Genomic DNA, 24718 nt, shown 5'->3' on the forward strand with positions numbered 1-24718 from the left:
GACTACCTCTGAACTTAGGAATGCAAAATTGAAATCTGTTGCCGGAAGAAACTTATCGACCAACGAATACTGCAAATAGTATATCAATCCCTTCCAGCTGAATTGATTCAGGTCAGACCAAACGGCGGTAATTTATACACAAAATGCTGGCCTGGCTCACTTTTTTACAACGAATTACGAAAGCCCAACATGACCGGGTACAACCGAACAGGGATCCTGGTGAATGATGACGTCTGAACCAGGAAAACGCTGCAAAATCGCCTGCTCGACCTGCTCAGCAATAACGTGAGCCTGAACCAGTGGCAGGTTGTCTTCCATTTCAATATGAATCTGAATAAAGCGGGTCGGCCCTGACTGCCGCGTTCGAAGATCGTGTGCACCGCTGACGCCGGGCCAGGAGGTCACGATAGAAAAAATTTCATTACGTTCTGAGTCCGGGAGGGCGCGGTCAAGCAGTGATTGCACCGCTTCATACCCCATCCGCAGGGCGCTATATAAAATATAGATACCAATCCCTAACGCAAATAACGCATCGGCGCGATGCCAGCCATACCAGGCCAGACCGAGCGCAATAAGAATAGCCCCATTCATCATAACATCAGATTGATAATGAAGCATATCCGCCCGTACGGCCTGACTTTGCGTTTTGCGAACGACCCAGCGCTGGAACGTTACCAGAACAAGTGTGCATATAAGCGCAACGATCGTCACAACGACGCCGACGCCGGGATCGTTCATCGGTGTCGGCGAGACGAGATGCTGAATGCCGGTGAGAAACAGGAACAGCGCAGAACCGGATATAAACATACTTTGCGCCAGCGCGGCCAGCGACTCCGCTTTACCGTGCCCAAAGGTGTGCTCTTCATCCGCTGGCTGCAGCGAGTAACGCACGACCAGCAGGTTGGTCAATGAGGCGGCAATGTCCATCAGCGAGTCCACCAGCGCCGCCAGAATACTGACCGAGCCGGTATACCACCAGGCAAAGATTTTAATCAGTAACAGGCTGGAGGCCATGACGGTCGCCGCAATGGCGGCCCGGCTTACCAGTCTTCCATAGGATTGATTCATAAACGCTCCTGTCATGTCATGCCGCTATTATAACGGAAGCATGGGGAGTCTAAGGATGAATAAACGGTTAACAGGGCGGATGCGGGGCAAAAAAAACCCCCACATCATGTGGGGGAAGACAGGGATGGTGAAGAAATCCGGCCAGTAACACAATGGAATAAAATGATTTATTCTAATCTTCGTCTACATTTTGACTACACTTCGACAAAAAAAAGCCCCGTGCATTACGGGGCTGCACACCGCATTACTTCCATCCACACGCTTTTTGAAGTGGCTTCAATGCCTCTGACAGTCCAGCAACATCAAATGTCGCACTCACGGGACTTTCATTGTAAGGCGTGATCTGAGTAAACATTGAGTTAGCCTGGCTCAGCGCCTTGACGAACTCGATGACATTGCCACGATAAAATACGGATTTGGTATCGCTAGATATGTCCCATGTTTTCGTTTTTGCCTTCTGTTTATCCAAGCGAGATAACATCTGTGTTTCATTCAACCCAAGATAGGTATCCCAATTGAGGAAAAGTTCTGTTTTTTTCTCGCGGCAAGTGATGTAAAGACTTGGTGTGATCGATTCCCCAAACTGCGACCGGAAAGAATCATTAGCAGAAAGGCTAACATAAACATTCTCTGAATCATCCACAGGTGAAGTTTTCGTGGATACCTGCCATTTTCCAACACCTACTACTGGCTTAGCCTCTTCGGCTACTTTCGGTGGAAGAACCTTATCGTAACAAGCTAAACGCGCATCACTTTTTGCCTCGGATTGGCATTTCATTAAAGCGTCATTGTTAATATCGGCTTTAACTGGTTCTACCGCATACGCTGTTGATACAGCAGAAGAGCAAAGCGCCAGAGCAATGATTATCTTTTTCATACCATTACCTTTCATGATTTCGGGCGGGTAAAGAAAACAAACATTCCGATAATGATATCGCCAATAACCCAGATGGTTCCCAGCATCATCATCCCCAGCCCCGTACCAATTGCGGCTCCGGCCCGTTCTGCGTCTGAGGCTGCGTTATTGATAACGTCACTACTGCCGCCAGCCCCGGCAAAAATGCAATAGATCATAAAGATGTTAAACAGGATAAATATCCACTTAACGATCTTGCCAAAAAATGAGCGCTTCGGCTTTCTGACCTGATGGCCGCAAGACGGGCATTTAAACGCTGAATCACTAATTTCTTTACTGCATTCCGGGCAGTTTACTAATGCCATTTTCCTAGACTCCATAGACATGGTTACATAACCGCCATAAAGCCTATCAGTTGATTTTGTTTGAATAAATAAAAATTAACCCGCCATATAGGCGGGTTATTTTAGAGTGCCAGCGATAACTGATCTTCGCCGTGGTGACTTCGTGGAAAAGCTTCTTGTGGCACCATCGCGCCGGGCGCTGGCTGGGTCTGGTTTAGTGAACCGTCTATTTCCGTCATGCTGGTGAAACAGTACCCGCACAACATATTTTGACACTGGTGATAGCTGCGCCGTACAAGCAAACTCAGCTCAACGCTGGTTCTGGTTTTTGCTATTGCACGGCAGCGAGGACAGCGCATTGCCATACGCGGGCCTCCTTTCAGGACTGGTTAATATCAACGCAAGTATAACGCTTAAGACGTTGAATCGTCACTCTCCGCTGTCCAGTCGTCGATTTTTACTTCCAGTTCCAGCGACGTGGTAAACCCTCCCCCACCAATATCGTGAACGCACCGCGTTATCGTCCAGTTCCCACTGTCAATCGTGGACTTAAAGCCGTAGACGCTGGCGGGCTGTTCCGGGTACAAATCTGCGCGGCCACGCGCCAGGGTGATGCTGAACGTCGCCGCTCCACGCTGCAACTCCCGCCACTTAGCCGCAGCGGCACGCTTCGCCGCCTTTTCCGTCTTGAAGGTTTTACGGATAACAAAAACGTTACCTTCGGCCCCGGCCAGATAATCACCCTCTTTTTTGCTGGATGCAGGCTCTTTCTTTTTGGCCTGGCTGGTTCGCCGCCTGCGGATTGTTTTCTTCACGGTAGTGGATGGTTTTTTACCAAAGTTGAGATCAAGCCAGTATGCAGTTACGCCCGTGTACGCGTCGCGGTCGGCTACGTTAAAGCGATGTTTATCACCGCTTGACCGGACTATCTCGATCACCGGCAGCGGCTTGCCGCTCTGCGTCACTCCCTTACCTGGCGTGATAAACAGAAGCATACCGTTTTTAATGGTTGCCACCGCGCCCAGCATTTCGGCCATGCGCGTTAAGAAACTGATATCTGATTCACTCGTCTGATCGGCGTGGTCTATCTCAATCTTCGCCAGTTCTTCGCTGACACCCGCACGCAGATCGTAGCGGCTGGCAATGCTGGCGACCACATCCCCCACGGTAATATCGTGCCAGCTATATTCCCTCTTCACGTTGAAGGTATCGCGGAAATCTGCGCTTCTGGCACTGATCGTTAGCTGGTCAGGCGGGCCAGCGTGTCCAATCTCGTCAACCGTATAGACGCCCTTAAAAACCAATGGATCATTATCCCAGCCCAGCGCCACCGATATCTTTGCGCCGCGTGGTGGTAATGCTACCTGCCCGTCTGCATCATCCAGAGTCAGATCCAGCGTGTCCGCTTCAAAGCCCCGGTTATCTGTCAGGGAAAGAGAGATCAGCCGGTTATCCAGCGCCGTAAGCTGATTACCTTCAATTTCAATACTGAACGCCGGGCGCGGCGAATATCGGTTTTCTGTCGTGTCCATATCAACCCCTTCATCATGATGGGGTACATCGTCGCCACGCGCGCGCGCATGAACAACGCCCCGTCATTGTTGCAGGTTGCTGACAACCCTTATTCATCGCATCGGCCTGCCATTGCCGCAATGATATTCGCAGTCATTAAACTGGCGAGGCAAATACATGGCCACTAACTACCATCACGGTGTAACCGTCACGGAAACCACCGACCTTAGCACGATGATCACTGACATTGATTCGGCGGTGATCGGCGTTGTCTGCACCGCTGATGATGCGGACGAAACAGCGTTCCCACTGGATACCCCTGTACTGATCACCCGCGTGGCTAACATGCTGGGCAAGGCAGGTAAAACCGGCACCCTGTTTACCACCCTGAAAGCGATTTCAGACCAGACCAGCCCGCAAACCATTGTGATCCGCGTTGCTGATGCTGCAAATATCGAACCGCCAGAAGGCGGCACCGCACAGACACAGGATCAACTGGTTATTGGCGGCACCGATGCAAACGGACGCTTTACCGGCATGTACGCGCTGCTGTCTGCCGAAATGCGCGTAGGCGTACGTCCGCGCGTCCTGGCTGTTCCCGGTCTTGATACGGAAGCGGTGGCCGCACAACTCGGCGTCATTGCCGAAAAGCTGCGCGCGTTTGCTTACGTGGCAGCGAACGGCTGCAACACCATCGCCGAAGTGAAGGAATACCGCAAACAGTTCTCCCAGCGTGAAATGATGGTTATCTGGCCTAATTTCATCTGCTACGACACCAACGCCGGGGCGAATGCCACCGTGCCCGTGGGTGCCCATGCGGTTGGGATGCGCGCCAAAATCGACGCAACGCAGGGCTGGCATAAAACCATTTCCAACGTGCCCGTTAATAACGTGCTGGGGATGGATCGGGATATCTATTTCACGTTGCAGGGCACCGATACCGACGCCGACGAACTGAACGCAGCAGGCGTTACCACGCTGATCAAGCAGGACGGCTACCGCATCTGGGGATCGCGTACCTGCGACGCCGAAACGTATATCTTCGAAAGCTATACCCGAACCGCGCAGATCGTTGCGGATACCGTCGCCGAAGCCCATTTCGCCTATGTTGATAAACCGCTTACCCCGTCGCTGGTAAAGGACATTGTGGACGGCATCAATAAGAAGCTGACCTCATATGTGACGGCTGGCAAGCTGCTGGGCGCCCGCTGCTGGTATGACCCGGAACCGAATACCTCGGAAACCCTGCGCAATGGTCAACTGACCATTAAGTACAACTACACCCCTGTTCCACCGCTGGAAAATCTCAGCCTGGTACAGGAGTTCACCGACGAATATTTCGCTACGTTTTCCAGCGCAGTGAATAACTAACCGGGGGCGCTTATGGCACTGCCTAAGAAACTCAAATATTTCAATATGTTCTTTGACGGGGATAACTACTTCGGCATGGTGCCGGAAATCACCCCCGCCAAACTCACCAAAAAAACCGAAGACTACCATGCGGGCGGTATGCCGGGTTCGGTTGCGGTGGATCTGGGCTTCGACGCTGGCGCCCTGGATATGGATATCACGCTTGGCGGTCTGGATGCAGGATTGCTGAAAAAATGGGGCGTTACCACCGCTGACGGAATGCAAACACGTTTTGCTGGCTCTTATCAGGACGACGCGACCGGCGACGCCGTACCGTGCGAAATCCAGACGCGTGGTCGCTTCACTGAACTGGATCCCGGTTCGGCAAAAGTCGGGGATGACACTTCGCATAAGTACACCCTGAAAAACACGTATTACAAGCTGACCATCAACGGCGAAGAGATTATCGAAGTTGATGTGCTCAACATGATCTACAAAGTTGCCGGTGTGGATGTGCTGGAAAAACACCGCGCTAACATCGGCCTATAAGGAAACCCGGCACCATGAGCAAAACCAAAGAAAACACCGTTATTCTTACCGCCCCTATTACGCGCGGTAAGACCAAAATCACCGAAGTGGCGATCACTTCCGTGCTTAAACAGGCTGGATCACTGCGCGGCTTAAAAGCCTATGACGTGCTGACGTCCAACTATGACGCGCTGGTTATTCTGCTTCCCCGCGTTACCGCTCCGGCATTAACCGCCGATGAGATTGCCCGAATGGATACCTGGGATTTTTGCCAGTTAGCCAACGCGGTGGTTGATTTTTTGCAACCCTCTTCGGATCTGACCGCGACGGATACGGGCAACGAATCATCCGATGCCCCTGCGAACGCATAGAAGACCTGATGGCAGATATCGCCGTCATATTCCACTGGCGGCCGGTAGAGATGGACGCCATGACGGTACAGGAAATACTGTTATGGCGTGATCAGGCGGCTGCGCGCAGTGGTGGAGATCACTAATGGCAGACCGCAATTTAAATATCAGGGTGGCATTCAGCGCCCTGAATAATATGTCCCGCCCTGTCAACGCGGCGCGCCAGAGTGCCGCCGCGCTGGCGTCTCAAATCAATCAAACCAAAACCAGCATTAAAGGGCTTGAGCGTCAGGCAACCAGCTTTGACCGCCTCACCGCAGCCAATAAAAAAACCACCGAACAACTGGCCCAGGCGAAAGAACAGGCCCGGCAAATGGCGGCGGCTTATGGCCCGTTACGCCAGCGCAGTGCCGAACAGGTTGCCGCCCTCAATCAGCAACGTGCAGCCATTCGCCAGTTAACCCAGCAGCAGAAAGGCGAGCAGACGCAACTTAACCAGTTGCGCGCCAGCTTCTACAGCGAAGGCATTGCGATCAGCAGTGCCAGCCGGGCGACGGAACAGATCAGCCAGCGCACCGCGCAATACAACCGCCAGCTTGCCGAACAGCAGCGACGGCTTGACGCTGTTAACCAGGCGCAGGCCCGTTACAGCCGCGCCAAAGAAACCGGCGAAAAGATGATGAGCGGGGGAATGAAAACCGCCGCCGTGGGTGCGGCAACCCTCGCACCTGTCGCCGCTGCGGTGAAATCCTACAGCAGTCTTGAAGACGCGATGAAGGGCGTAGCCAAACAGGTAAACGGCTTGCGTGACGACAGCGGCAACCGCACCCCGCAATATGAAGAAATGCAGCGGGCGATCATGGATGCCAGCGAAAAGCTGCCAATGGCAAACGGTGCTGTTGACTATGCCGCACTGGTCGAAGGCGGCGCACGTATGGGCGTCGCAAACAGCGATGATCCGTGGGAAAAACAAAAAGCCGATCTGCTGTCTTTCGCCAGCATGGCGGCAAAGGCTTCTGTTGCCTTCGAACTTCCCGCCGACCAGCTTTCTGAAAGTCTCGGTAAGATTGCTGGGCTGTATAAAATCCCTACCCAAAACATTGAACAGTTAGGCGACGCCATAAACTACCTGGACGATAACGCGAAGTCGAAAGGCTCCGATATTATCGACGTGCTCCAGCGCGTTGGCGGACTAGCCAGCCAACTGGATTACAAGCAAGCCGCCGCGCTGGGTTCCACCTTTCTGACGCTCGGCACCCCTGCCGAAGTTGCCGCCAGCGCCACCAATGCAATGGTGCGCGAACTCTCAATCGCTACGGTTCAGGGCAAAAACTTTATGCAGGGTCTGGACGCCCTCGGCCTCAGCGCCGAAAAAGTTCAGAAGAGCATGTCAGTGGACGCAATGGGCACAATCATTTCAGTGCTGGAAGCGTCCAAAAAACTAGCCCCTGATCAACAGGTAGCCAACCTTACCCAAATTTTCGGCAAAGAGTTCGGCGATGATGCGCAGAAACTTGCCAACAACCTGCCAGAACTACGCCGCCAGATAGAATTGACGCAGGGCGCAGCCGCTAAAGGTTCCATGAATCGGGAATCTGATATCAATAAAGCCTCCCTTTCTGCTCAATGGCAACTGACCAAAACCGGCGCGGTTAACGCATTCAGTTCAGCAGGGGAAACACTCCGCGAACCGCTGATGGATATCATGCTTACCGTCAGTAAGGTGGTTGGCAGCGTCCGCCGCTGGGTTGAGGCTAACCCGGCGCTGGTTGGCTCAATCATGAAAGTCACCGCTGCCATAGGCGCGTTGCTGGTTGTCGTGGGCGGCCTGATGCTGTCCATCGGCGCAGTGCTCGGCCCGATGGCGCTTGTACGCCTCAGCTTCACCACGCTGGCTGGCTCCGGTGGGGTAACTCCACTCATAGGCTCGCTGGGAAAATTATCCAGCACATTACGGGGGCTGATCCCCTCACTATCTGGCGTGGGCCGAAGCATTAAAGACTGGCCTGCCCTCTTCCGGTCTGCTGCGTCTGGCATTACCCAATTTAGCAAACAAGCTATTGGCGGGTTAAACACAGCGTTAATGGCACTTTCACGCGGTGCAGTTGTTGCCGGACAGGGGCTATTTACCCTATTCACAAGGCCTATGACGGCTATAACCTGGCTTGGTAATGGCCTCAGAACTCTGGCAACCTCCGGTTTCGGCGCTTTGTTGAACGTTGGACGCACCGTAATGATGGCGTTGGGTGGCGGGTTATCATTACTTCTTAGCCCTATTGGAATACTGGTAATCGCTTTATCAGCAGCCGCGATCGCCGTTATTAAATTCTGGGAACCTATAAAAGCCTTTTTCACTGGCTTTTACACCGGGTTAATGAGTGGCTTACAGCCTTTAACCGCAGCATTTAGCACAGCCTTTGCACCACTGGCCCCACTCTTTGACTCTATCGGTAATGCTGTCGGTGGCGTCTGGGAGTGGTTCACAAAACTATTCGAACCTATCCAGTTCTCCAGCGAAGCGCTGGCCTCCTGCACCAGTGCCGGGGAAACGTTCGGTAAGGTTGTCGGTAACGCTCTATCTGCATTAACACCAATAATCGAAGGAATAGCGCGCGGTATAGGATGGGTACTGGAAAAACTCGGCGCCATCCCCGACGCAACAAAAGCAGCGCAGCAAGCTGCGGAAAGTATGCACAAAGACCCTGTTGTCTGGGAGTGGGATCCGCAGCAAAAGAAAATGGTTAAAAAGGGTTGGAACTGGTCGCCGAAAGACGATCAGCAGAAGAAAACCAACCAGAAGCAACAGCAGTCCATTGACCAGCAGAAAAAGCAGGAAAGCTTAATTAACTCGCTCAAGGGCCCAGCCAACATCGTGCCGAAGATGAGCAGCAGCCTGGACAAAATCGCCACCAATACCACGGAGAAGAAAGACGGCCCCGGCGAAATCGTCTTCAAGAATAAGCAGCCCTATATCCCGATCCGTGGCGGATATTCGGAACCGCTTAAGCAGGCGCAGCGCCAGCTACCATCCCTTACGGATTGGGTGACGCAGCAGGCCGGATCGCTGATCGCTTCCGTTACGCCGTGGCAGGTTGAGAAGCCCGCCGCACGGGTGCCCGTTTCGGCGTCGCCGTCTGCGGCTTCCGTCGCTGCGCTGATGCCTGCACCGGGTGGCGATGTATATAACCTTAACTTCGACTTTAGCGGCCAGAAACTGGATGAAGAAACCATTATCAGGCGCGTGCGCGAAGAACTTGCGTTAGCGAAGCAGCAGGCCGACCGGCGCAAGCGTTCCCAACTGACCGATCACGTCTAAGGGCAATATCATGATGATGATTCTGGGGATGTTCCCCTTTTCACTGCAAACCACGCCTTACCAGAGTGCGAATAAAACCAACTCCTGGCGGCACGTCAAAAACGATCGCGTGGGGAAATCCCCGCGCTATCAGTTCATCGGCGCAGATGAAGAACCGATCGTACTCAGCGGCACGCTGTACCCCGAAATAAGCGGCGGTGACGTGTCGCTTGTCATGCTGGAAACTATGGCTTTTTCCGGGCGCCCATGGCCCCTTATAGAAGGCACAGGCAGGATCTACGGCATGTATGTAATTGAGCAGATCACGCAAAACCGGACTGAGTTTTTTAAAGACGGGAAGGCAAAGAAAATTGATTTTACGCTCAACCTGAAACGGGTAAGCGAGGACATACGGGAAAAGCTGGCCGAAACGACCACCGACGATCTCTTCTCTCTGGTGAAAACCAACCTTTCGATATAAGAAAAGCGGGCCTCTGCCCGCTTCCCCTCCTGGCGGCACTGCCATAACTGACCGTGCTACAGCACCGTTAAAAATGACTGTACTCGATGCACATGGCCAGCACGGTCAGAAACGTCCATGCGTGCCGGAATGAAAACTTATTCCGGCTTATCCGGCCAGGTAATATCCGGCGCTTTCGAGGTGTCCACCGTCTGCACGGCTTTGATGTAGTTCATCCAGGCGATCAGGCTGGCTTTATCTTCATCGCTGATAATCCCTAACTGTAGCTCCGTCTGCCAGAGACTGATCGTTGCCTGCGCCTCAAGCACTAGCGCAGCTTTCTGTTGCTCCGCCGTTTCCACGTCCGCCGCGTGCTGCGCTTTCGTATCCGTCACCCACTCGCTACCGTTCCACGTATCGTAAGATGTGGCAGGTGCCACGGTGGTGGTGCCCACCGGGTAATCACCAGGCAAAGAAACGATCACGGATTCGCCTGTTTCGGTACTGTATACCGTTTCACCACGATGATCGGCGACGTATTCCCAGGCGGTAAAATCGACGTTACGGCAAATAGCAAAACCCTCTTTGCTTTCCCCCGGCGCATCGGTGCAGGAGTTGGCTGGCAGGCCAACGCCAACAGCCAGACATTCAACGGTTGAAGAAAGATATTCGCGTGTCTCACCATCGTAATTAAACACGGTAATATCACCGGCCACCGTGGCAATAAATTCACTGTCAAGTTTCGCCTTTCCCATTATGCAGCCCTTACGATGTAGTTAAATGCGACGTTGCGTGGTCTGGTTTCGGTGCCGCCTGGGTTTTGAAACGCGTTAAGAGTACCACCACCAGGCTGACTAAATGCGTTGGTGTAAATGTTGTTCGTGTTGGGTGTTGTCCCAAAAACAGTGGCACTCCCACTCTGTCCGCCTGAACCTAAAAATTTATGCTCATGCGTTTTAAAATCATCTGATTGCATACTCAGTAAAGCACGCCCACTATCCACCCCGCGCCCGTCATCCCAACCACGCAAAAACTCGCCACGTAAATCTGGTAAATTGCCGGAAGGGTAAGCCACAGCCAGCTTAGGGTAATTGGTTTTATTGAACACAGCTCCATTACACTTCAGCCAGCCATTTGGTGGGGTTGCCAGCGGCCATGGAACAGGCACACCAACCGGCAGGGCAGAACCCACACCCAGCCCAAGGCTATTCAAAAATGCAGTAACATCCGCAATATCAGCGCCGTTTTTGCTGATTTCCATCTTGCCCGCCAGCGCATTTGTAACAGTGGTAGCAAAGTTTGGATCGTTACCCAGCGCTGCCGCCAATTCATTCAGAGTGTCCAGCGCAGCCGGGGATGATGCCACCAGTGCAGAAATGGCTGACTTCACAAATGCCGTAGTGGCAATCTGCGTATTATTCACTGTCTGCGCCGCAGTAGGTGCGGTTGGCGTTCCGGTCATAGCCGGGCTTGCCAGCGGAGCTTTCAACGCAAGAGCGTTGCCAATGGTTGTACTGAAATTAGGATCATTGTTGATTGCAGCAGCAATTTCTTTCAGTGTATCCAACGCCGTGGGCGCACCTCCAATCATGGCAACCAACGCCGCCTGAACAAATGCGGTATTCGCTATCTGCATGGAGTTATTACCAGCCGTAGCAGTCGGCGCCGTAGGCGTTCCGGTCAGGGCCGGACTTTCCTTGGGTGCATATTGTTTGTGAGGATCTGCCGCTGCGATGTGCGCCGCCAGTTGCTGATCTACATAGGCTTTCACTTGGATTATCTGATCATCAACATACTGGCGCGTTGCCAGCACTACCGAAGGGTCAATTTTCAGCGTCACGGCGGCGGTGCTGCTGACGATCAGGATCATGCGGACAATCTGAACGCGCCCGCTACCTTCCTGCAATTGCGGCTTATAGGTTTCTGCGCAGTTGGCTACGGCAATCATATCGCCGTCTTTATCGAATAAGCCGATTTCACGGATCCACCACCCGCCCACATCTTCGGGGATAACCTGTTCGGCAATAATCTGGTTGGCGTTATTCGGATCAATACTCAGGGTATTGAGTGGCGCGCGACGCAGCTCATGAACCAGCGCCTTTTGTGCCGGGTTCGGCGTCGGCAATGCGCCGTTGCCATCGCCTACAGCCATCTGGGTGATCTCAACCTGCACACCCAATGCCGTGGCATTTGCCAGTTTCGCCGCGCCCACATTGGTTAGCACGGCATAATATTTAGTCGCCACTTGCGATCTCCACGGTGTCAATTAAATGGATTGCCGCCCCGGTGTAATCATCACCGCCCACGGCTATGGTTTCAGGGAAATACGGGTATACGGTCAACGTATCGCCGGAATAGCTGGAAGCGCCGATATATACGTCGCCAGTTGTTTGCAGGTGAAGCGACATACCCAGCATATGGCGGCTGCACGGTTTCACATCGGCGATCAGGCGTTCAAGCTCCTGATAGGTTTCTTCGCTTATTCCCTGGTCTTCTACGCCAATATCCAGCGTGAAGGTGCCGGGTTCGGTGTCGATGTTCCACCACTCGTTAACCCGGATGAAGAAACCGAACGGCTCCACAACCCGACGCATAGCACCTGTTGTACCCTTGTACTTGTGCAGGTAGAACGCATCGGCCACCGCCTTTCGTTTGGTGCTGGTCGGCCAGACTTCATCCCAGCGATCGACGGAGAAAGCCCACGCCAGATAGGGCAGCAGATCGGCGCGGCACGTCCACGGGTTCCACAACTGACGCAAAGGCACAGGCACTTCACCCAGCGACGCGCAGACGCGTGCGGCGATGCGCTCCATTCTGGTGGCGCTGGGCGGTAACAGGTCATTACTCATCGTACCCCCCCACCGTTATGGTGTACTCGGTGCAGTGCGATGCCTGGTAGTCACTCAGCACGATATCAGCAACAGGCTGCGCCAGTTCAACGCGCTGGACGCCTTCAACGTGCAGGGCGGCGTAGATAGCCGAAAGTCGGATATCACGCCCTAAGCGATTCTGCGCAGCAATATAAGCCTGTAACTGCTGTTCCGATGCCTGCCGGACGGGTTCGGCTTCCGGCCCCGGGTAGATATAAAGCGTTGCATCAATCTGGTAGGGCACGATTTCCGCAGACTGCACCGTAACCCTGTCGGCCACCGGGCGCACCTCTTCATCGTTCAGGGCAGCAGCTACTACGGAAAGCAGATCATCGCTGGCCGTTCCGTCACCCTCACGCGACAGCACCGAAATGGTGACGCAGGCAGGTGTAGGACTGACCGCCGAAATATCAGCTACGCGCCCGTCAGCCGAACGCCCCCAAAATTCATATGCCGCCGTTGGCCCGGCCACGCTCAGACCTTCAAACGCCTGCTGGGTACGCGTGCGTAAATCCGCGTCTGACTCCATCACAGCTTCAATTGGCGGGGTAACGCTGTCGTCTTCTTCCTGAATGGTCAGACGTTCAACGTTGAAATTGACAGCCAGATTATCCAGATCGCTATCTGAGGAATAAGCCAGCATTACCGCGCGGGCCGCTTCATTCACCCGCTGGCGCAACAGCAATTCGCGATAGCAATTTTCTTCCAGCAGCATGGTGATCGGCTCCGATTCAAGCTCAAGCGTGCGGGCGATCTCTTCCTGTTCGTCTGCCGGGTACATTGCAATAAATGCGGCCTTGCGCTGCGCGAAAAGCGTTTCGAAGTCCAGCGGTTCAACCACCACGGGCGGCGGTAGCTGCGATAAATCGATCGTGCCGCTCATGCCTGGCCCCTCAATGTGATATCGGCGTTAAATGGCGTCTGATTGTCGGTGCGATTGGCCTGGATAGTGGCAACCAGCCGACCGGCGCCCGGCGCGCTCAGGGTGATACTGGTCAGAGAGATCCGCGGTTCCCATAAATACAGGGCGCTGTAGATGGCAGACATAACGCGCAGCTTCGTTATGGCGTTATCGACCGGCTGATCTATCAGGTTGAAAAGCTGCGAACCGTAAGCGCGGCGCATTACACGGGAACCGATCGGCGTTAACAGAATATCGCCGATAGACTGCGCTATATGCTCGTTGTCGGTGATGGCATGGCCTGAACCAGCATTCATGCCGCTGTAGCGGACGGTGCTCATTTAATGCCCTTAGTCCAGCTTCCGCCCGACTGTACGTTGCCATGATCATGATCGTCTGGTTTAACGCCGTTAATGGTCATAACCCCGGTAAATGCTCCGTTAAGCTTTCCGCCGCCTGTCACTTCAAAGGTGGACGTTTTCAGATTATTGGTGCAGACCACTTCCGGCGTGTCCAGGGTAACGCGCGTATCTGCCTTGACCGTTACCACCGGCACGGTGGCGGTAATGGATTCCGACGCGGTGACGCTTGCCGTTTTCACCCCGCTGACAACCAGCGCGCTGGCCTCCGGGTCATAGGAAATTCTGGCGCCGTCCGGGTGCAGGATCACGCAGGTGGTAGCGCCAGCATCTGGCGGCGGTGCGTCTTCGCTGTAAAGGCTTCCGGCAATGAATGCCGTCTCCATCTCACCGCAGGGGCACAAAATATAAACCTGTTCGCCCTCTGTCGGCGCCCACCACGTCACAGCTTCACCGGCGCGCGGCACTGCCCAGCGGATCCAGTCGGTTTTGTTCTCGCCGGTTTCGACGCGCGCAAGATACTTTTCCGTATCCACTTCCAGCACGGTGCCAATGCGGGCGAGATTGCAGATAAGGCGATAGAGTTCGTTTAAATTCATAGTGCTGACTGTTTCCCGTGGTGCCGGTTACGCTGTCCGGCGTCGCTTCCACCTGGTAGCAGGCTTTACGACCGTTTCGGCTTTTGGGTTATGCAGTCAGTATCAGGAGTCGCGCGCGCGCAAACAACGCGGCGCCATTGTGGCGGGTTTGTGACAATCAAATCTCTTGCATGAAGGCGACAACAGTATCGGCCAGCCAGTCTAAATCCCCCTCGGTCATACACAGGAGTTCACGCACCGGATAGCGTGCACGGGCACCCGGCACCACGTTATCGACTTCACCGTACTGGTGAACGCTGGCAATTTCGGCGGTATGCCCCTGAAAGCCAACCACAGCCATGCCGCCCGTACCGTAAGCCTTAAGAAAGCGTGCGGTGCGCAGCTTGCGGAACATCGGATCCTTTCTGGTGCGGTTTTGCTTTGACTGGTTGAGATTGATTTCAATATAGCGCTGGATATCGCGCTTATAGAACGTGCGCAGGGCACCGCGATCCACGTCATAGCCGGTGATTGCGCGGTGCTCACCTCTGCCCGTGGTTCGCCAGTTGCGTAACTCCCTGGCCTCATCATTCCATATAAACTTTATCCCGCCCTGGGTGCGCAGTATTTTGCGGCGGCGGGCCGGATAGCTTTCACCGCTGGGGTTCTTCTGGCTGGCGATACGCTTTTGCTGGCGCTTACGCAGCCCGATCGCAACGTCGCGCGTCAGCTTGCGACGGTGCCCCGGCGAAAGCTGCGCGGCCACACTGGCTAGCCAGTCGTCTAACTGCTGGAAGAGGGGATCGGTTTGTTGTCCTGCCATGTTTCGCCGCTGACCTCATCAACAAATACCAGTGACCACGCGCCAATTTCTGGCCCCGGTGCAGGGTCAGCACGATGACGGGTGACGATCTCGCCATCTTCACGGGTGACTATCACTGCTTCATCAGCCTGAATCTGGATCAGCACGTCCATCGTGCTGTTACTCAGGATATCGGCTTCGAATGTTATGCCGTTCTGCTGCCTGTCCGGGTTAAACAACAGATCAGGCTGATATAAGCGCGCCCATGCCAGCACCGGCACGCTGATAGTATCCAGAGATTCAGGGTAATCCATCACCAGCACTTCCAGCGTATAGCGATACTCAAACGCAGCAGCACGCTGGCCGGTGCTGACCATACGGCCTTTACGCAGGTAAACCGCCAGATTATCGGGATTCTCACGCAGCCAGGGCACATGCTGGCTTATCATCTGGCGCAGCAAATCGGGTTTAAGCATTACTTATCCCTCCCGGACTTAACCGCATCATACGCAGCCTCACAGGCTAATCCTCTGGCTCTTGCTTCATCAGCATCTTTTGCCAGTTGCCCCGCTCGATCGTCAGCGCGGCGGAACAAGTCGGCGAGCAGTACGGCGCCGCTGGTTTCTGCCTCGCTTCTGCCGGGAGTTCCGGCACCGCAGGCGCGTTCACGGTCTGCCAGTTGCCTGGCGAGTTTGTCGGCCCTGTCGTGCAGCCCACGAGAAGCAGCACGGGCACGATCGGCATCAGCCTGCACGCCAGCAAGCTGCTGGCTGGCTTGTTTTCTGATCGCATCAATTTCACCTTGTCGGCGTTGTTCTTCTACCCTTGCTTCAGCCTGCCTTTTCGCCAGCGCGGTGGCATCGCGTGCATCACGTTGCGCCCACTCTTCACGCCAGTGCTGATCGGCATCACCGTAACCGGCGCTGTAACGCCAGTGGCTAAAACCCCATACAGCAGCAGCGGCCAGCACAAGACAAACGATCACTTTCCAGCGTGACAACCCCATCACTAAACCTCTCGCCAGCTCGCACCGTCAATATTGAACGTGCTGCAGCACTGTCAAAAATGACCGCGCTCGATGCGCACGGCCAGCACGGTTAAAAATGATCAGGCCAGAAATAACGTGCGCTCGGCTTCCCGACGCTTAACCAGCCCCGGCAACACATTGCCGCCTGCTTTATTCCATTTCGGAAACTCAGCCGCAGCCCCGGCGAAATCGCCAGCATTCAGCTTTTTCAGCAGTGTGGAACCTTCCAGCGCCTTTACGCCCAGGTTGTAGGCAAAATCAACCAGCGCATCGAACTGATTTTGATTGATGGTGACTTTAACCAGCCCCGTAACGCCTTTTTCATACTGCACCAGACCGCTACGCAACAGGCTATCGGCTGTTTCCTGCGTAATGGTCATGCCCTTGCCAATCGGCACGCCGTTGACGGGTTGAGTCCATCCATAACCGATCGTCCAGACGCCTACAGAATCCTGATAAGCGGCCAGCCTGCACCCTTCAAAACCTTTCAGCATGTTGATGCCGTTATTGCTCATCTCCACCTTTCATCCCTCCGATTCGGTTTTCGATAAACCCGGTAACTTTGTTGCGGACTTTATCCGCGCCCATAAATCCGATTGAGGCGCCCACGAATGTTACTGCGTTGGACGGAAGCCCCAGATATTCCAGCGAACCGGCCACAGCAAGCGTGACAATCCCACATACCAGCGATCCGGTGGCGGTTTTAAGCAAAGACTGCCCATCGTAAAGGCTCATTAGCGCCGAAATACTCAGCGCCGCACCAGCCGCAAACAGTGTCGGCAGATAAGTAGCGATCCATTTCATTGTTTGTTCGAGTAATCCCGGTGGTGTGTCGTGCATACCCTCCCCCTTAATCCCATAGCTGCACGGTTTCCCGCTGGGCTGGCGGCTGGATCTCTGGCAGGTAGACAATCTGCCCGGCCTGCAACTCAGTGGCGGCGGAAATGCCCTTATTGGCATCGATCACCGCCTCGGTAACGCCTGCTGTTCTGCCGTAATAGCGCCAGCAAAGCAGGTCGATCGTGTCGTTTTGCTGCGCCTGAACGTTCATTACACCAACTCCGCCAGACCCCGGCTTTCGTCCTGGATATCACGGATTGACCAGCGCACATCCCGCCACAGCGTATCGATCTGCGTGCTCAATGCCGCCGCGTGGTCTTCGCCTTTACTGGTGGTGTCAATATCGCGGTAGCCTTCAATCAACAGCGCCTTAGTGAGTGAATACACGGCGTTTTTATAGCGCCATACCTTCACGGAAGTGCCATTCACCGGACTGGCCGGAATTTCTGCTAATGACTCATAGCCCGCATCAATCTGCACCTGGCGCCACAGGAAAAGCTGATCATTAACATGGGCCACCGCTTCCACCGTTCGCGACATCAGGCGATCGGTTGTCACCTGCCCATCAAGGCGCATCGCGCGGCGTAGTTCAGCCAGCGAAATGACCGGCCAGAATGGCAGGCTTTCAACTTTCGCGCCGCCATCATCCGGCACGGGATCGGATGCTGGCCGTACTGGCTCAGTGGCTACCAGACTCATGATCTCTACTCCGTATAAGTCAGGCGGTGGACGGCAGGACGAAGACGCGGCGTTGCCTGTTTTCGCCTGCCGTGCCGCCTGGGTGCGCGGGGGCACGTTCGGTTATGACGCCGCCTTCTGGCGGGCTGGCGTGGTTCTTTTCTTCGCTGCCGGCTTGCTTTTAGCGGCGGGCTTTTTGGTTTCCCGCTTCGCTTTTGGCTGGGCTGGCGGCGTTGCCGTCTGGGTTTCGGTGCTGTTTGCTTCTGGCTTGCCGTCTGCGCCGTCACCGTCAGCAGGTTGCCCGGACTTCTTAAGCGCACGTTGCAGAAGCTCAATATCACGGGTTACGCCTGCTTTTTTCGGGTTCAACACTGCCGCCTGGCGCAGGTATTCAACCGCAGCGGTAAGCGATTCAACGTTGTCAGTCAGGCGCAGCGTATACCCCAGCGCCTTAAGCAGCTTTGAGCGCACCTCATCCGGCATATCTTCGTTCAGGGTTAAGCCCCGCAATGCTTCCAGCAGGTCAGCGGCGATCGGCGCAACAGCCGGGTTAGCTTTGAATGCAGCCAGGACGGGATCGCAAATTTCTTCCACCAGTACGGTGGCGGTGGTGCGGCGATACTGATCCGGCATCGGTAACTTATGGCGCAATACGTACTGACCAATGCGCAGGGCTTCGGCGATGTTTCCGCAGTCACAACACCAGATCATGACGGTGGTTAACACGTCGTCAGACTGGCCGGAATCTGCCGTAAGTACGCCTTCGATCCACGGCTGGTAGTCCGGCAGCAGTTCGCGTTTTAAATCCGCTTTAGCCTTCTGGGACTGGACACGGCTTAAACGGGCTTTATCCAGTCGCAGGCGGTGAAGCATGGTTTCGTAGGCCGTCATTTCAAGCTGCGACGGCTCACGGCTGGCGTGGCGGCGTTCAGCCATCACGCGGTTAAAATGTTGTTGAGCAGGTGTCAACATGATGCCCCCAAAGCGGCCAGCAGTTAGCTGGCCTGCGCTGATTTATGGTGCCGGTGCTGGTTCGGCGGCGGTAATGCCTTCGATCAGACAGCCGAAGCCGTAATCTTCAACAACATAGGCATCATTTGACGAACTGTAGGTAGAGACGCGGTTATATTCCGGCTCTTCCACGATACGGCGACGGTGCGCACCTTCCTGCCAGTAAATCGACAGGTTTTCCCACGAAGTGATAAACATGCTGCCATCAGGGAAGAAAGGCGCGATGAACGAAGGCAGGTTGCCGATCGTCTTACGTGATGCGATCAACTGACCGGCCAGCGCTTCGGAGTTCGGGTTATTGGTGCTGACGGCGTTGATGATCGGGAACGAACGGCTAACCGTCAGGTTACGACCAGTGATCACCACCAGATTGGGCGAATCTTTGTACCACTCGTCCATCAGTGAGTTAACCGCGTCATAAACCAGCGAGTCGTAGTTACCGTAATCACCTTTAGCGATCACCTGGTTGGAATCGTCGCGGCTGGTCACGGTGATATCTTTCATGACACGTTGCGGCGCGTTTGCGCGGTACTGTTGCAGCCAGCCGATACCACAATCCTGCAAAAGCGGGTTAGCGTTGCGGTCGGACTTATCCGCGTAGCTGGTTCCGTTAAAGCCGATCATGATGCGATCAAGCGCAATACGCTGAATGATCTGATTGCTCAGTCGCTGCTGGAAATCCGGGAATTTAGCCCAGGCATCAAGCTGCGCATAAGAGGCGAAAGTATCCGCGTTCACCTTATTACAGGTGTATTTGTTCGAATCCAGCGCCGTGACGGAAACAGGCTGGCGGCGATCGGTGGTGGAATTGTTGGTGCTGGAGATCGGCCCGCTCACACCCAGACCGATTTTTTCACCGGACTGATCGTTAACGCCGTAGATATTAATCTTCTTCAACATTTCGGAAGACTGCTGCACCTTGTCTTCAAGCGTCTGCTCAACGCTCGGATCAATGCTGAACGCCTTTGTTACGTGGGATTTGTTGATGTGATTGAGTTCGGCCTGTCGCTCAAGATACGCATCAAACAATTCACGGGTAGAATTACGCATAGTTATTTTTCCTGTACTGTTCCTTCGTTACTGACGGCGATCAGCAGTCAGCAAGCTGGGCGTTAGATTTTTCAGTTGCGCCGGTCGCTTCCGGACGGCGGTATTTGCTGGCGTCCTGGGTAGAAAGCTGCGCTTTCATCTCGTCGAACTCAGAGCGCAACTTCTCCACCGCTTCGGCGGTCTGCTTATTCTTAAGCTGCCCTGCGCTCAGTTTTTCCACCTTGTCCAGCAATTCACCCTGGCTTTCTGCTACCAGTTCAACCGCCTGGCGAATATCGCCATTTTCACGATCGAAGTGCTGGCGGGTTCCGGTCAGCATTTCCTTGATACGGGAAAAGAAATTCTTCCCGGTGTCGGACGCTGGCGGCTCTTCCTGCGCAAATTCAAGGGATGATTCCAGGGTTTCAGTGAAGAAGCATTCAGGTGCGTAGTGACGCGCGGCCAGTGGGTTGGCGCTGGCGTTCTGGGTGCAAAACTTCATCATTTCGGTGCCCAGGCTTGCCGGGTTATCGGTACAGGCCAGCCCCATAAGGTAGGCTTTGCCGGTGTCGGCAAAGGACGGATGCACCTCAATGCTATGGTAGATTTTCTGACGTTTCTTCTTCAGTTCGACCAGTTCATCCGTGGCGTCCACCTTCACCAGAAGCGCCAACTTGCCCTTTAACTGGCCTTCGGCGATTTCTTCATATTTCGTTTCAGCAACGTCGCCGTAAGCACGAAAATCACTGTTTGGAGACCAGCCTAAAATGTGTTCCAGATTGACGCGGGCGCCATAGACCTGGGGATCGTACTGCTCGGCCATTTCGATAATGTGCTGACGTTCCAGCACACGGCCATCACAGGTTGCGCCTTCGACTGCGACGCGGAAAAAATTTGTCATTGGCATGGTGACAAAGCTCCGGGTTGGTAAGCGATTGATATTAACCAGTGCCCCAATCATTCCCTTTGCAGCCGGAAGGCGCAAAGCCTTCACTTTGTCGGACTCAGGCGACAACCAGCGGCGATATTGTTGCGCGCGCGAGCGCGATAGCCTGTTGCCATGAATACAGCCGAAGACCTCAGCACAAAAGCCAAAAGCCTCTACTGGCAGGCGTTTAGCATCACTCAGATTTCTAAGGAAATCGGGGTGAGCATTAACACGATCTACAGTTGGCGCCGCCGCTATGAATGGGATAAAGCCACCCCCATGCAGCGGGTGCAGGATCGCACGCACGTTCGTTACCTGCGCCTGGTGGAAAAGGACGACAAAACCCCGAAGGACTTCAAAGAAATTGACCTGCTGGCGCGCCAGCTTGACCGCTTTGAACGGCATGAGCGACGCGACCAGGAGAAAGAGAAAAAGGCGAAGACCCCGAAAAACCATTTCACCGAAGAACAGATAACCCAGCTTCGCGCCCTGGTCTTTGATTCGCTATACGAGCATCAAAAACGCTGGTTCAAACAGTGGAACCGGCGTAACCGCTTTATCCTCAAATCGCGCCAGATTGGTGCCACCTGGTACTTTGCCCGCGAAGCACTGTTGCGTGCGCTGGAAACCGGAAATAACCAGATATTCCTGTCAGCCAGCCGCGCCCAGGCGTTCCAGTTCAAGCGGTTCATACAGAAGCTGGCACAGGAAATCGGTGTAGAACTCAAAGGCGGCGACGCCATCGTATTGAGCAACGGCGCAACACTGTACTTTCTCGGCACCTCTGCCGCGACGGCACAGAGCTACACCGGCGATCTGTACATGGATGAAGCCTTCTGGATCAGCAACTTCATCAACCTGCGTAAAGTCGCCGCAGGCATGGCGACCCACAAAGGGCTACGCCGCACCTACTTTTCGACACCTTCCAGTGAAGAACATGAAGCCTATCCCTTCTGGACTGGCGATCAGTTCAATAAGCACCGTTCACGGGCCGATCGGGTGGATATCGACACCAGTTATAAGACGCTCAAAAACGGCAAGCTGGGCGGGGATAACATCTGGCGCCAGATAGTTACGCTGGAAGACGCCGTGAAGCTCGGCTTCGATCTGGTTGATACCGATGAAATCCGTAACGAAAACTCCCCCGACGAATACGCCAACCTGTACGGCTGCATGTTCGTTAAAGCCGGGGAACGCGCCTTCGACTACAACGCAATTCTGGGCTGCGGCGTTGATGGCTACATGCCGGACGCATGGCCGGACTGGAACCCGTTTGCACCCCGCCCGCTGGGTAATCGCCCTGTCTGGGTTAGCTATGACCCCAACGGCAGCAGCGGCAAAGGCGACAGCGCCGGGCTGGTTGTGCTGGCACCGCCAGCCGTGCCGGGTGGTAAGTTCCGCGCGGTAGAACGCCACCAGTTACGCGGCATGGAGTACGAAGAGCAGGCCAAATTTATTAAAGAGATCACCACCCGCTACAACGTGCAGCACATTGCTATCGACGGCACAGGGATCGGCGATGCGGTTTATCAACTGGTGATCAAGTTCTTCCCGCAGGCGGTTAAATACAACTATTCACCGGTTCTTAAGCGGTCGATGGTGCTCAAAATGTTGATGGTCATTCGTGCCGGGCGCTTTGAGTTCGACGCCGGAATGATGGATCTCGCACAGTCGTTTATGACCGTGCGTAAAGTCACCGCAGGCGGCGTTATTACCTACCAGTCCGATCGGGCCCGTGGGAGCAATCACGGCGATCTGGCATGGGCAACTATGCAGGGCATTTACAACGAACCGATCGGCGCGGAAGTGACCGGCGATAACGGCAGTTTTGTGGAGGAGTTTTAATTGAGCGGCAAAAAGAAATTCAGGGCGCCAACTGCTGCGCCAGCCAGCACGGCCAGCAACGCAGCCACCCCGCTGGAAAGCGTGGAATCTTTCAGCTTTGGCGACCCGATCGCAGTCAACGATCGCGCGTCTCTTATGGAGTGCCTCGAATGCCATAATAATGGCCGCTGGTATGAACCACCGATCAGCCCTTACGGGCTGGCGCGCATGTTCGACGTTGCCGCCTATCACCAGTCACCGCTGATATTTAAACGCAATGTTATCGCCAGTTGCTACATACCACACCCGCTATTGACCCGGCAGGAGTTCACCGCCTGGGTGCAGGATTATTTAATTTTTGGTAACTGTTACATGGAATGCCGCCGCAACCGACTCGGCCAGCCGATTGAACTGCGGCACAGCCAGGCGAAATATACGCGGCGCGGCATAGACCCGGCGCAATTCTGGTTTGTTCCGCGCTACGTTGACGATCACGCGTTCGAACCGGGCAGCGTCTGCCAGATCAAGAACCCCAGCCCGCACCAGGAGATCTACGGCGCGCCGGAATATCTGGCCGCACTACAAAGCGCCATGCTGAACGGTGAAGCAACGGTGTTCCGCCGCAACTACTACATTAACGGCAGTCATGCGGGTGTGATCGTCTACCTCACCGACCCGGTAGCGAATAATAACGATGTGGAAAAGCTTAAGAAGTCGCTGAAAGATGCACGTGGCAACGGTGCTTTTAAAAACCTGTTTGTCTACGCGGCGGGCGGAAAAAAAGACGGCCTGCAAATTATGCCGTTCAGCCAGGTGGCGGCGAAGGATGAGTTTACCGGCATCAAAGACGCCACCCGAGACGACCTGTTAGCCGCGCACCGCGTACCGCCCGTTCTGATGGGGGTAATGCCGAATAACTCCGGTGGCTTCGGCGACGTAGAGAAAGCGGCGAAGGTGTTTTCCATCAACGAACTGGCCCCGATACAAGAAAGCCTGAAAGAGTTAAACGACTGGCTGGGGATCGACGTGGTGCGCTTCAACCCTTACGCACTGTTGCAGGCAGCAATCTGACGCCAGCCCGGACACACCCACCACCACCGTGGAACGGCCAGCACGGCCGCAACTGACCACACCGCACGTAAGCCCCTCAGCAGCCCGCTGGCAGGGGCTTTTCTTTTGCCTCAAACCACCACGACGAACCGAAAACGACGCAGCAGCGAGGCGCAGCGGCGCGAAAATCGGCGCAGATAATACCGACCCTATCCCACCCCTCAGCGCGCGCTCATTCCCCCGCCTCGCCCGCACGCAGAAACCCCGCTTTTTTGTGCAAATGTGCAGACCAGCGGAAGGCCCGCCCCGCCTGGCCTGCCCTGATAATACGAATGTCGAAATATTTGTGCATTTACGTGCAATTTTTTGCAGTGTTTTTGACGCAATAAAAAAGGGCTTTGTTAGCCCTTAATTTTTTACCTTCCCCACTCACGATCAGGAAGTCGATCTTTGAAGGCAAGGTAATCGTAAAACTCACGAGTATGGGAAAAAATACATTCGCACATTGCAGCGCCTGCGTTTGAAAGAGCCAATTTCAACATGCCGTCAGGTTTAGGATTGCTCACCAAATTTTCATAAACTTGAGCCTGATCTGTACCGTGGACACATAACAAAAGCGACGACTCAAATGTAACAACGGCATCCAATAAGCGCTGATGAACCACGGCAAGGGCTGGTTGGTTTGCAACAATTGCATTCAAACAGCGGCGATCACCTGTCATGAAAATGGCTTCCGGGTTCTCTATGCACGATGCAAGCAATAGCTGCTCGCCTACATCAATTCCGGGCACACTCCCCAAAAGCTCAATAAGCTGGGAATCTTGAACTTCCGGGATATCCTGCACAGATTCGATGAAGGCACCCACCTGCTCGTAAACAACCTGACTACCACATTTCCTGATCGCTTTATCAGGGTTTTTCGGCAGAAGCTGAAAACGAGCAGCAGGGTTAATGAAGATCTGTTCGGGGGGCTGGTTAAAAACCACTGGCAGTTGTGATAAAAGATTGCACTGTGCCAGCTTCAAAATGACATCATTGTCAGAAAGAACAATCACTTA

30 protein-coding genes are annotated in these 24718 nt (G+C 54.4%); 8 read left to right on the forward strand and 22 right to left on the reverse strand.

Annotation, left to right across the window (positions count from 1 at the left end; translation table 11 throughout):
• Window positions 1-174 precede the first annotated feature (174 nt).
• The 5 genes from fieF to WM95_RS25175 form a co-directional block, all read right to left on the reverse strand.
• Complete coding sequence (gene fieF / locus WM95_RS25155) at window positions 175-1068, reverse strand: CDF family cation-efflux transporter FieF (protein WP_023309697.1); 894 nt, start codon at window positions 1066-1068, stop codon at window positions 175-177.
• Window positions 1069-1312: 244 nt separating this feature from the next.
• Window positions 1313-1945 carry a type VI secretion system-associated protein TagO gene (locus WM95_RS25160; protein WP_236901068.1) on the reverse strand — a complete coding sequence of 211 codons (633 nt, stop codon included), beginning with the start codon at window positions 1943-1945 and terminating at the stop codon, window positions 1313-1315.
• A gap of 11 nt (window positions 1946-1956) precedes the next feature.
• Window positions 1957-2289, reverse strand: coding sequence for a zinc ribbon domain-containing protein (locus WM95_RS25165; RefSeq protein ID WP_001229865.1), 333 nt, complete (start codon window positions 2287-2289; stop codon window positions 1957-1959).
• A gap of 101 nt (window positions 2290-2390) precedes the next feature.
• Window positions 2391-2633, reverse strand: coding sequence for an ogr/Delta-like zinc finger family protein (locus WM95_RS25170; protein WP_001251454.1), 243 nt, complete (start codon window positions 2631-2633; stop codon window positions 2391-2393).
• Window positions 2634-2681: 48 nt separating this feature from the next.
• Window positions 2682-3800 carry a phage late control D family protein gene (locus WM95_RS25175; protein ID WP_088545001.1) on the reverse strand — a complete coding sequence of 373 codons (1119 nt, stop codon included), beginning with the start codon at window positions 3798-3800 and terminating at the stop codon, window positions 2682-2684.
• Between the two features lie 157 nt (window positions 3801-3957).
• Here WM95_RS25175 and WM95_RS25180 point away from each other — a divergent pair, with 157 nt between their 5' ends.
• Genes WM95_RS25180 through WM95_RS25205 form a run of 6 tightly spaced genes read left to right on the forward strand, consistent with a single transcriptional unit; the run spans window position 3958 to window position 9784 of the window.
• Window positions 3958-5151: a phage tail sheath subtilisin-like domain-containing protein gene (locus WM95_RS25180; protein ID WP_088545002.1), complete on the forward strand. Its 1194-nt coding sequence runs from the start codon at window positions 3958-3960 to the stop codon at window positions 5149-5151.
• A gap of 12 nt (window positions 5152-5163) precedes the next feature.
• The gene (locus WM95_RS25185) at window positions 5164-5679 is read left to right on the forward strand and encodes a phage major tail tube protein (protein ID WP_088545003.1); all 516 of its coding nucleotides are present in this window, start codon (window positions 5164-5166) and stop codon (window positions 5677-5679) included.
• A gap of 14 nt (window positions 5680-5693) precedes the next feature.
• Window positions 5694-6029, forward strand: a complete 336-nt coding sequence (locus WM95_RS25190) for a hypothetical protein (protein WP_000047593.1) — start codon at window positions 5694-5696, stop codon at window positions 6027-6029.
• Window positions 6030-6079: 50 nt separating this feature from the next.
• Window positions 6080-6154 carry a GpE family phage tail protein gene (locus WM95_RS27675; RefSeq protein ID WP_322928566.1) on the forward strand — a complete coding sequence of 25 codons (75 nt, stop codon included), beginning with the start codon at window positions 6080-6082 and terminating at the stop codon, window positions 6152-6154.
• Window positions 6154-9324: a phage tail tape measure protein gene (locus WM95_RS25200; RefSeq protein WP_088545004.1), complete on the forward strand. Its 3171-nt coding sequence runs from the start codon at window positions 6154-6156 to the stop codon at window positions 9322-9324. Before WM95_RS27675 ends, WM95_RS25200 begins: the two co-directional genes overlap by 1 nt.
• Before the next feature lie 10 nt (window positions 9325-9334).
• A complete protein-coding gene (locus WM95_RS25205; RefSeq protein ID WP_088545005.1) occupies window positions 9335-9784 on the forward strand; it encodes a phage tail protein in 450 nt (149 codons plus the stop codon).
• Window positions 9785-9921: 137 nt separating this feature from the next.
• Here the strand turns inward: WM95_RS25205 and WM95_RS25210 are convergent, their stop codons facing one another.
• The 16 genes from WM95_RS25210 to WM95_RS25285 form a co-directional block, all read right to left on the reverse strand.
• On the reverse strand, window positions 9922-10518 hold the full coding sequence (locus WM95_RS25210; protein ID WP_088545006.1) for a tail fiber assembly protein: 597 nt from the start codon (window positions 10516-10518) through the stop codon (window positions 9922-9924).
• The gene (locus tag WM95_RS25215) at window positions 10518-12008 is read right to left on the reverse strand and encodes a phage tail-collar fiber domain-containing protein (protein WP_088545007.1); all 1491 of its coding nucleotides are present in this window, start codon (window positions 12006-12008) and stop codon (window positions 10518-10520) included. The genes WM95_RS25210 and WM95_RS25215 overlap by 1 nt, the downstream gene beginning before the upstream one ends.
• Window positions 11998-12612 carry a phage tail protein I gene (locus WM95_RS25220; RefSeq protein ID WP_088545008.1) on the reverse strand — a complete coding sequence of 205 codons (615 nt, stop codon included), beginning with the start codon at window positions 12610-12612 and terminating at the stop codon, window positions 11998-12000. The genes WM95_RS25215 and WM95_RS25220 overlap by 11 nt, the downstream gene beginning before the upstream one ends.
• A complete protein-coding gene (locus WM95_RS25225) occupies window positions 12605-13516 on the reverse strand; it encodes a baseplate assembly protein (RefSeq protein ID WP_088545009.1) in 912 nt (303 codons plus the stop codon). Before WM95_RS25225 ends, WM95_RS25220 begins: the two co-directional genes overlap by 8 nt.
• On the reverse strand, window positions 13513-13875 hold the full coding sequence (locus WM95_RS25230; RefSeq protein WP_000108898.1) for a GPW/gp25 family protein: 363 nt from the start codon (window positions 13873-13875) through the stop codon (window positions 13513-13515). Before WM95_RS25230 ends, WM95_RS25225 begins: the two co-directional genes overlap by 4 nt.
• The gene (locus WM95_RS25235) at window positions 13872-14492 is read right to left on the reverse strand and encodes a phage baseplate assembly protein V (RefSeq protein ID WP_088545010.1); all 621 of its coding nucleotides are present in this window, start codon (window positions 14490-14492) and stop codon (window positions 13872-13874) included. Before WM95_RS25235 ends, WM95_RS25230 begins: the two co-directional genes overlap by 4 nt.
• Before the next feature lie 157 nt (window positions 14493-14649).
• Window positions 14650-15294, reverse strand: a complete 645-nt coding sequence (locus tag WM95_RS25240; protein ID WP_088545011.1) for a phage virion morphogenesis protein — start codon at window positions 15292-15294, stop codon at window positions 14650-14652.
• Entirely contained in the window at window positions 15255-15749 is a 495-nt protein-coding gene (locus WM95_RS25245) for a phage tail protein (RefSeq protein ID WP_000917105.1), read from the reverse strand. The genes WM95_RS25240 and WM95_RS25245 overlap by 40 nt, the downstream gene beginning before the upstream one ends.
• Entirely contained in the window at window positions 15749-16279 is a 531-nt protein-coding gene (locus tag WM95_RS25250; RefSeq protein ID WP_088545012.1) for a DUF2514 family protein, read from the reverse strand. Before WM95_RS25250 ends, WM95_RS25245 begins: the two co-directional genes overlap by 1 nt.
• Window positions 16280-16380: 101 nt before the next feature.
• Window positions 16381-16821, reverse strand: a complete 441-nt coding sequence (locus tag WM95_RS25255) for a lysozyme (protein WP_088545013.1) — start codon at window positions 16819-16821, stop codon at window positions 16381-16383.
• Window positions 16805-17140: a phage holin, lambda family gene (locus WM95_RS25260; protein ID WP_000543937.1), complete on the reverse strand. Its 336-nt coding sequence runs from the start codon at window positions 17138-17140 to the stop codon at window positions 16805-16807. Before WM95_RS25260 ends, WM95_RS25255 begins: the two co-directional genes overlap by 17 nt.
• Window positions 17141-17150: 10 nt before the next feature.
• Window positions 17151-17351, reverse strand: a complete 201-nt coding sequence (locus tag WM95_RS25265) for a tail protein X (RefSeq protein ID WP_001102549.1) — start codon at window positions 17349-17351, stop codon at window positions 17151-17153.
• Window positions 17351-17839: a head completion/stabilization protein gene (locus WM95_RS25270; protein WP_088545014.1), complete on the reverse strand. Its 489-nt coding sequence runs from the start codon at window positions 17837-17839 to the stop codon at window positions 17351-17353. Before WM95_RS25270 ends, WM95_RS25265 begins: the two co-directional genes overlap by 1 nt.
• Before the next feature lie 102 nt (window positions 17840-17941).
• Window positions 17942-18790 (reverse strand): phage terminase small subunit, encoded by an 849-nt coding sequence (gene gpM / locus WM95_RS25275; RefSeq protein WP_088545015.1) that lies wholly within the window; start codon window positions 18788-18790, stop codon window positions 17942-17944.
• A gap of 42 nt (window positions 18791-18832) precedes the next feature.
• Window positions 18833-19879, reverse strand: coding sequence for a phage major capsid protein, P2 family (locus WM95_RS25280; protein ID WP_001246220.1), 1047 nt, complete (start codon window positions 19877-19879; stop codon window positions 18833-18835).
• A 40-nt stretch (window positions 19880-19919) separates the two neighbouring features.
• The gene (locus WM95_RS25285; RefSeq protein WP_064001006.1) at window positions 19920-20765 is read right to left on the reverse strand and encodes a GPO family capsid scaffolding protein; all 846 of its coding nucleotides are present in this window, start codon (window positions 20763-20765) and stop codon (window positions 19920-19922) included.
• A 153-nt stretch (window positions 20766-20918) separates the two neighbouring features.
• Here WM95_RS25285 and WM95_RS25290 point away from each other — a divergent pair, with 153 nt between their 5' ends.
• Both WM95_RS25290 and WM95_RS25295 read left to right on the forward strand, forming a co-directional pair.
• Window positions 20919-22631, forward strand: coding sequence for a terminase large subunit domain-containing protein (locus WM95_RS25290; protein ID WP_023309718.1), 1713 nt, complete (start codon window positions 20919-20921; stop codon window positions 22629-22631).
• Window positions 22632-23681, forward strand: a complete 1050-nt coding sequence (locus tag WM95_RS25295) for a phage portal protein (protein ID WP_000014576.1) — start codon at window positions 22632-22634, stop codon at window positions 23679-23681.
• A gap of 395 nt (window positions 23682-24076) precedes the next feature.
• Here the strand turns inward: WM95_RS25295 and WM95_RS25300 are convergent, their stop codons facing one another.
• On the reverse strand, window positions 24077-24715 hold the full coding sequence (locus WM95_RS25300) for a hypothetical protein (RefSeq protein WP_064165005.1): 639 nt from the start codon (window positions 24713-24715) through the stop codon (window positions 24077-24079).
• Between the last annotated feature and the right edge of the window lie 3 nt (window positions 24716-24718).

It is taken from the genome of Enterobacter cloacae complex sp. ECNIH7 (assembly GCF_002208095.1).
Taxonomy (GTDB): domain Bacteria; phylum Pseudomonadota; class Gammaproteobacteria; order Enterobacterales; family Enterobacteriaceae; genus Enterobacter; species Enterobacter cloacae_M.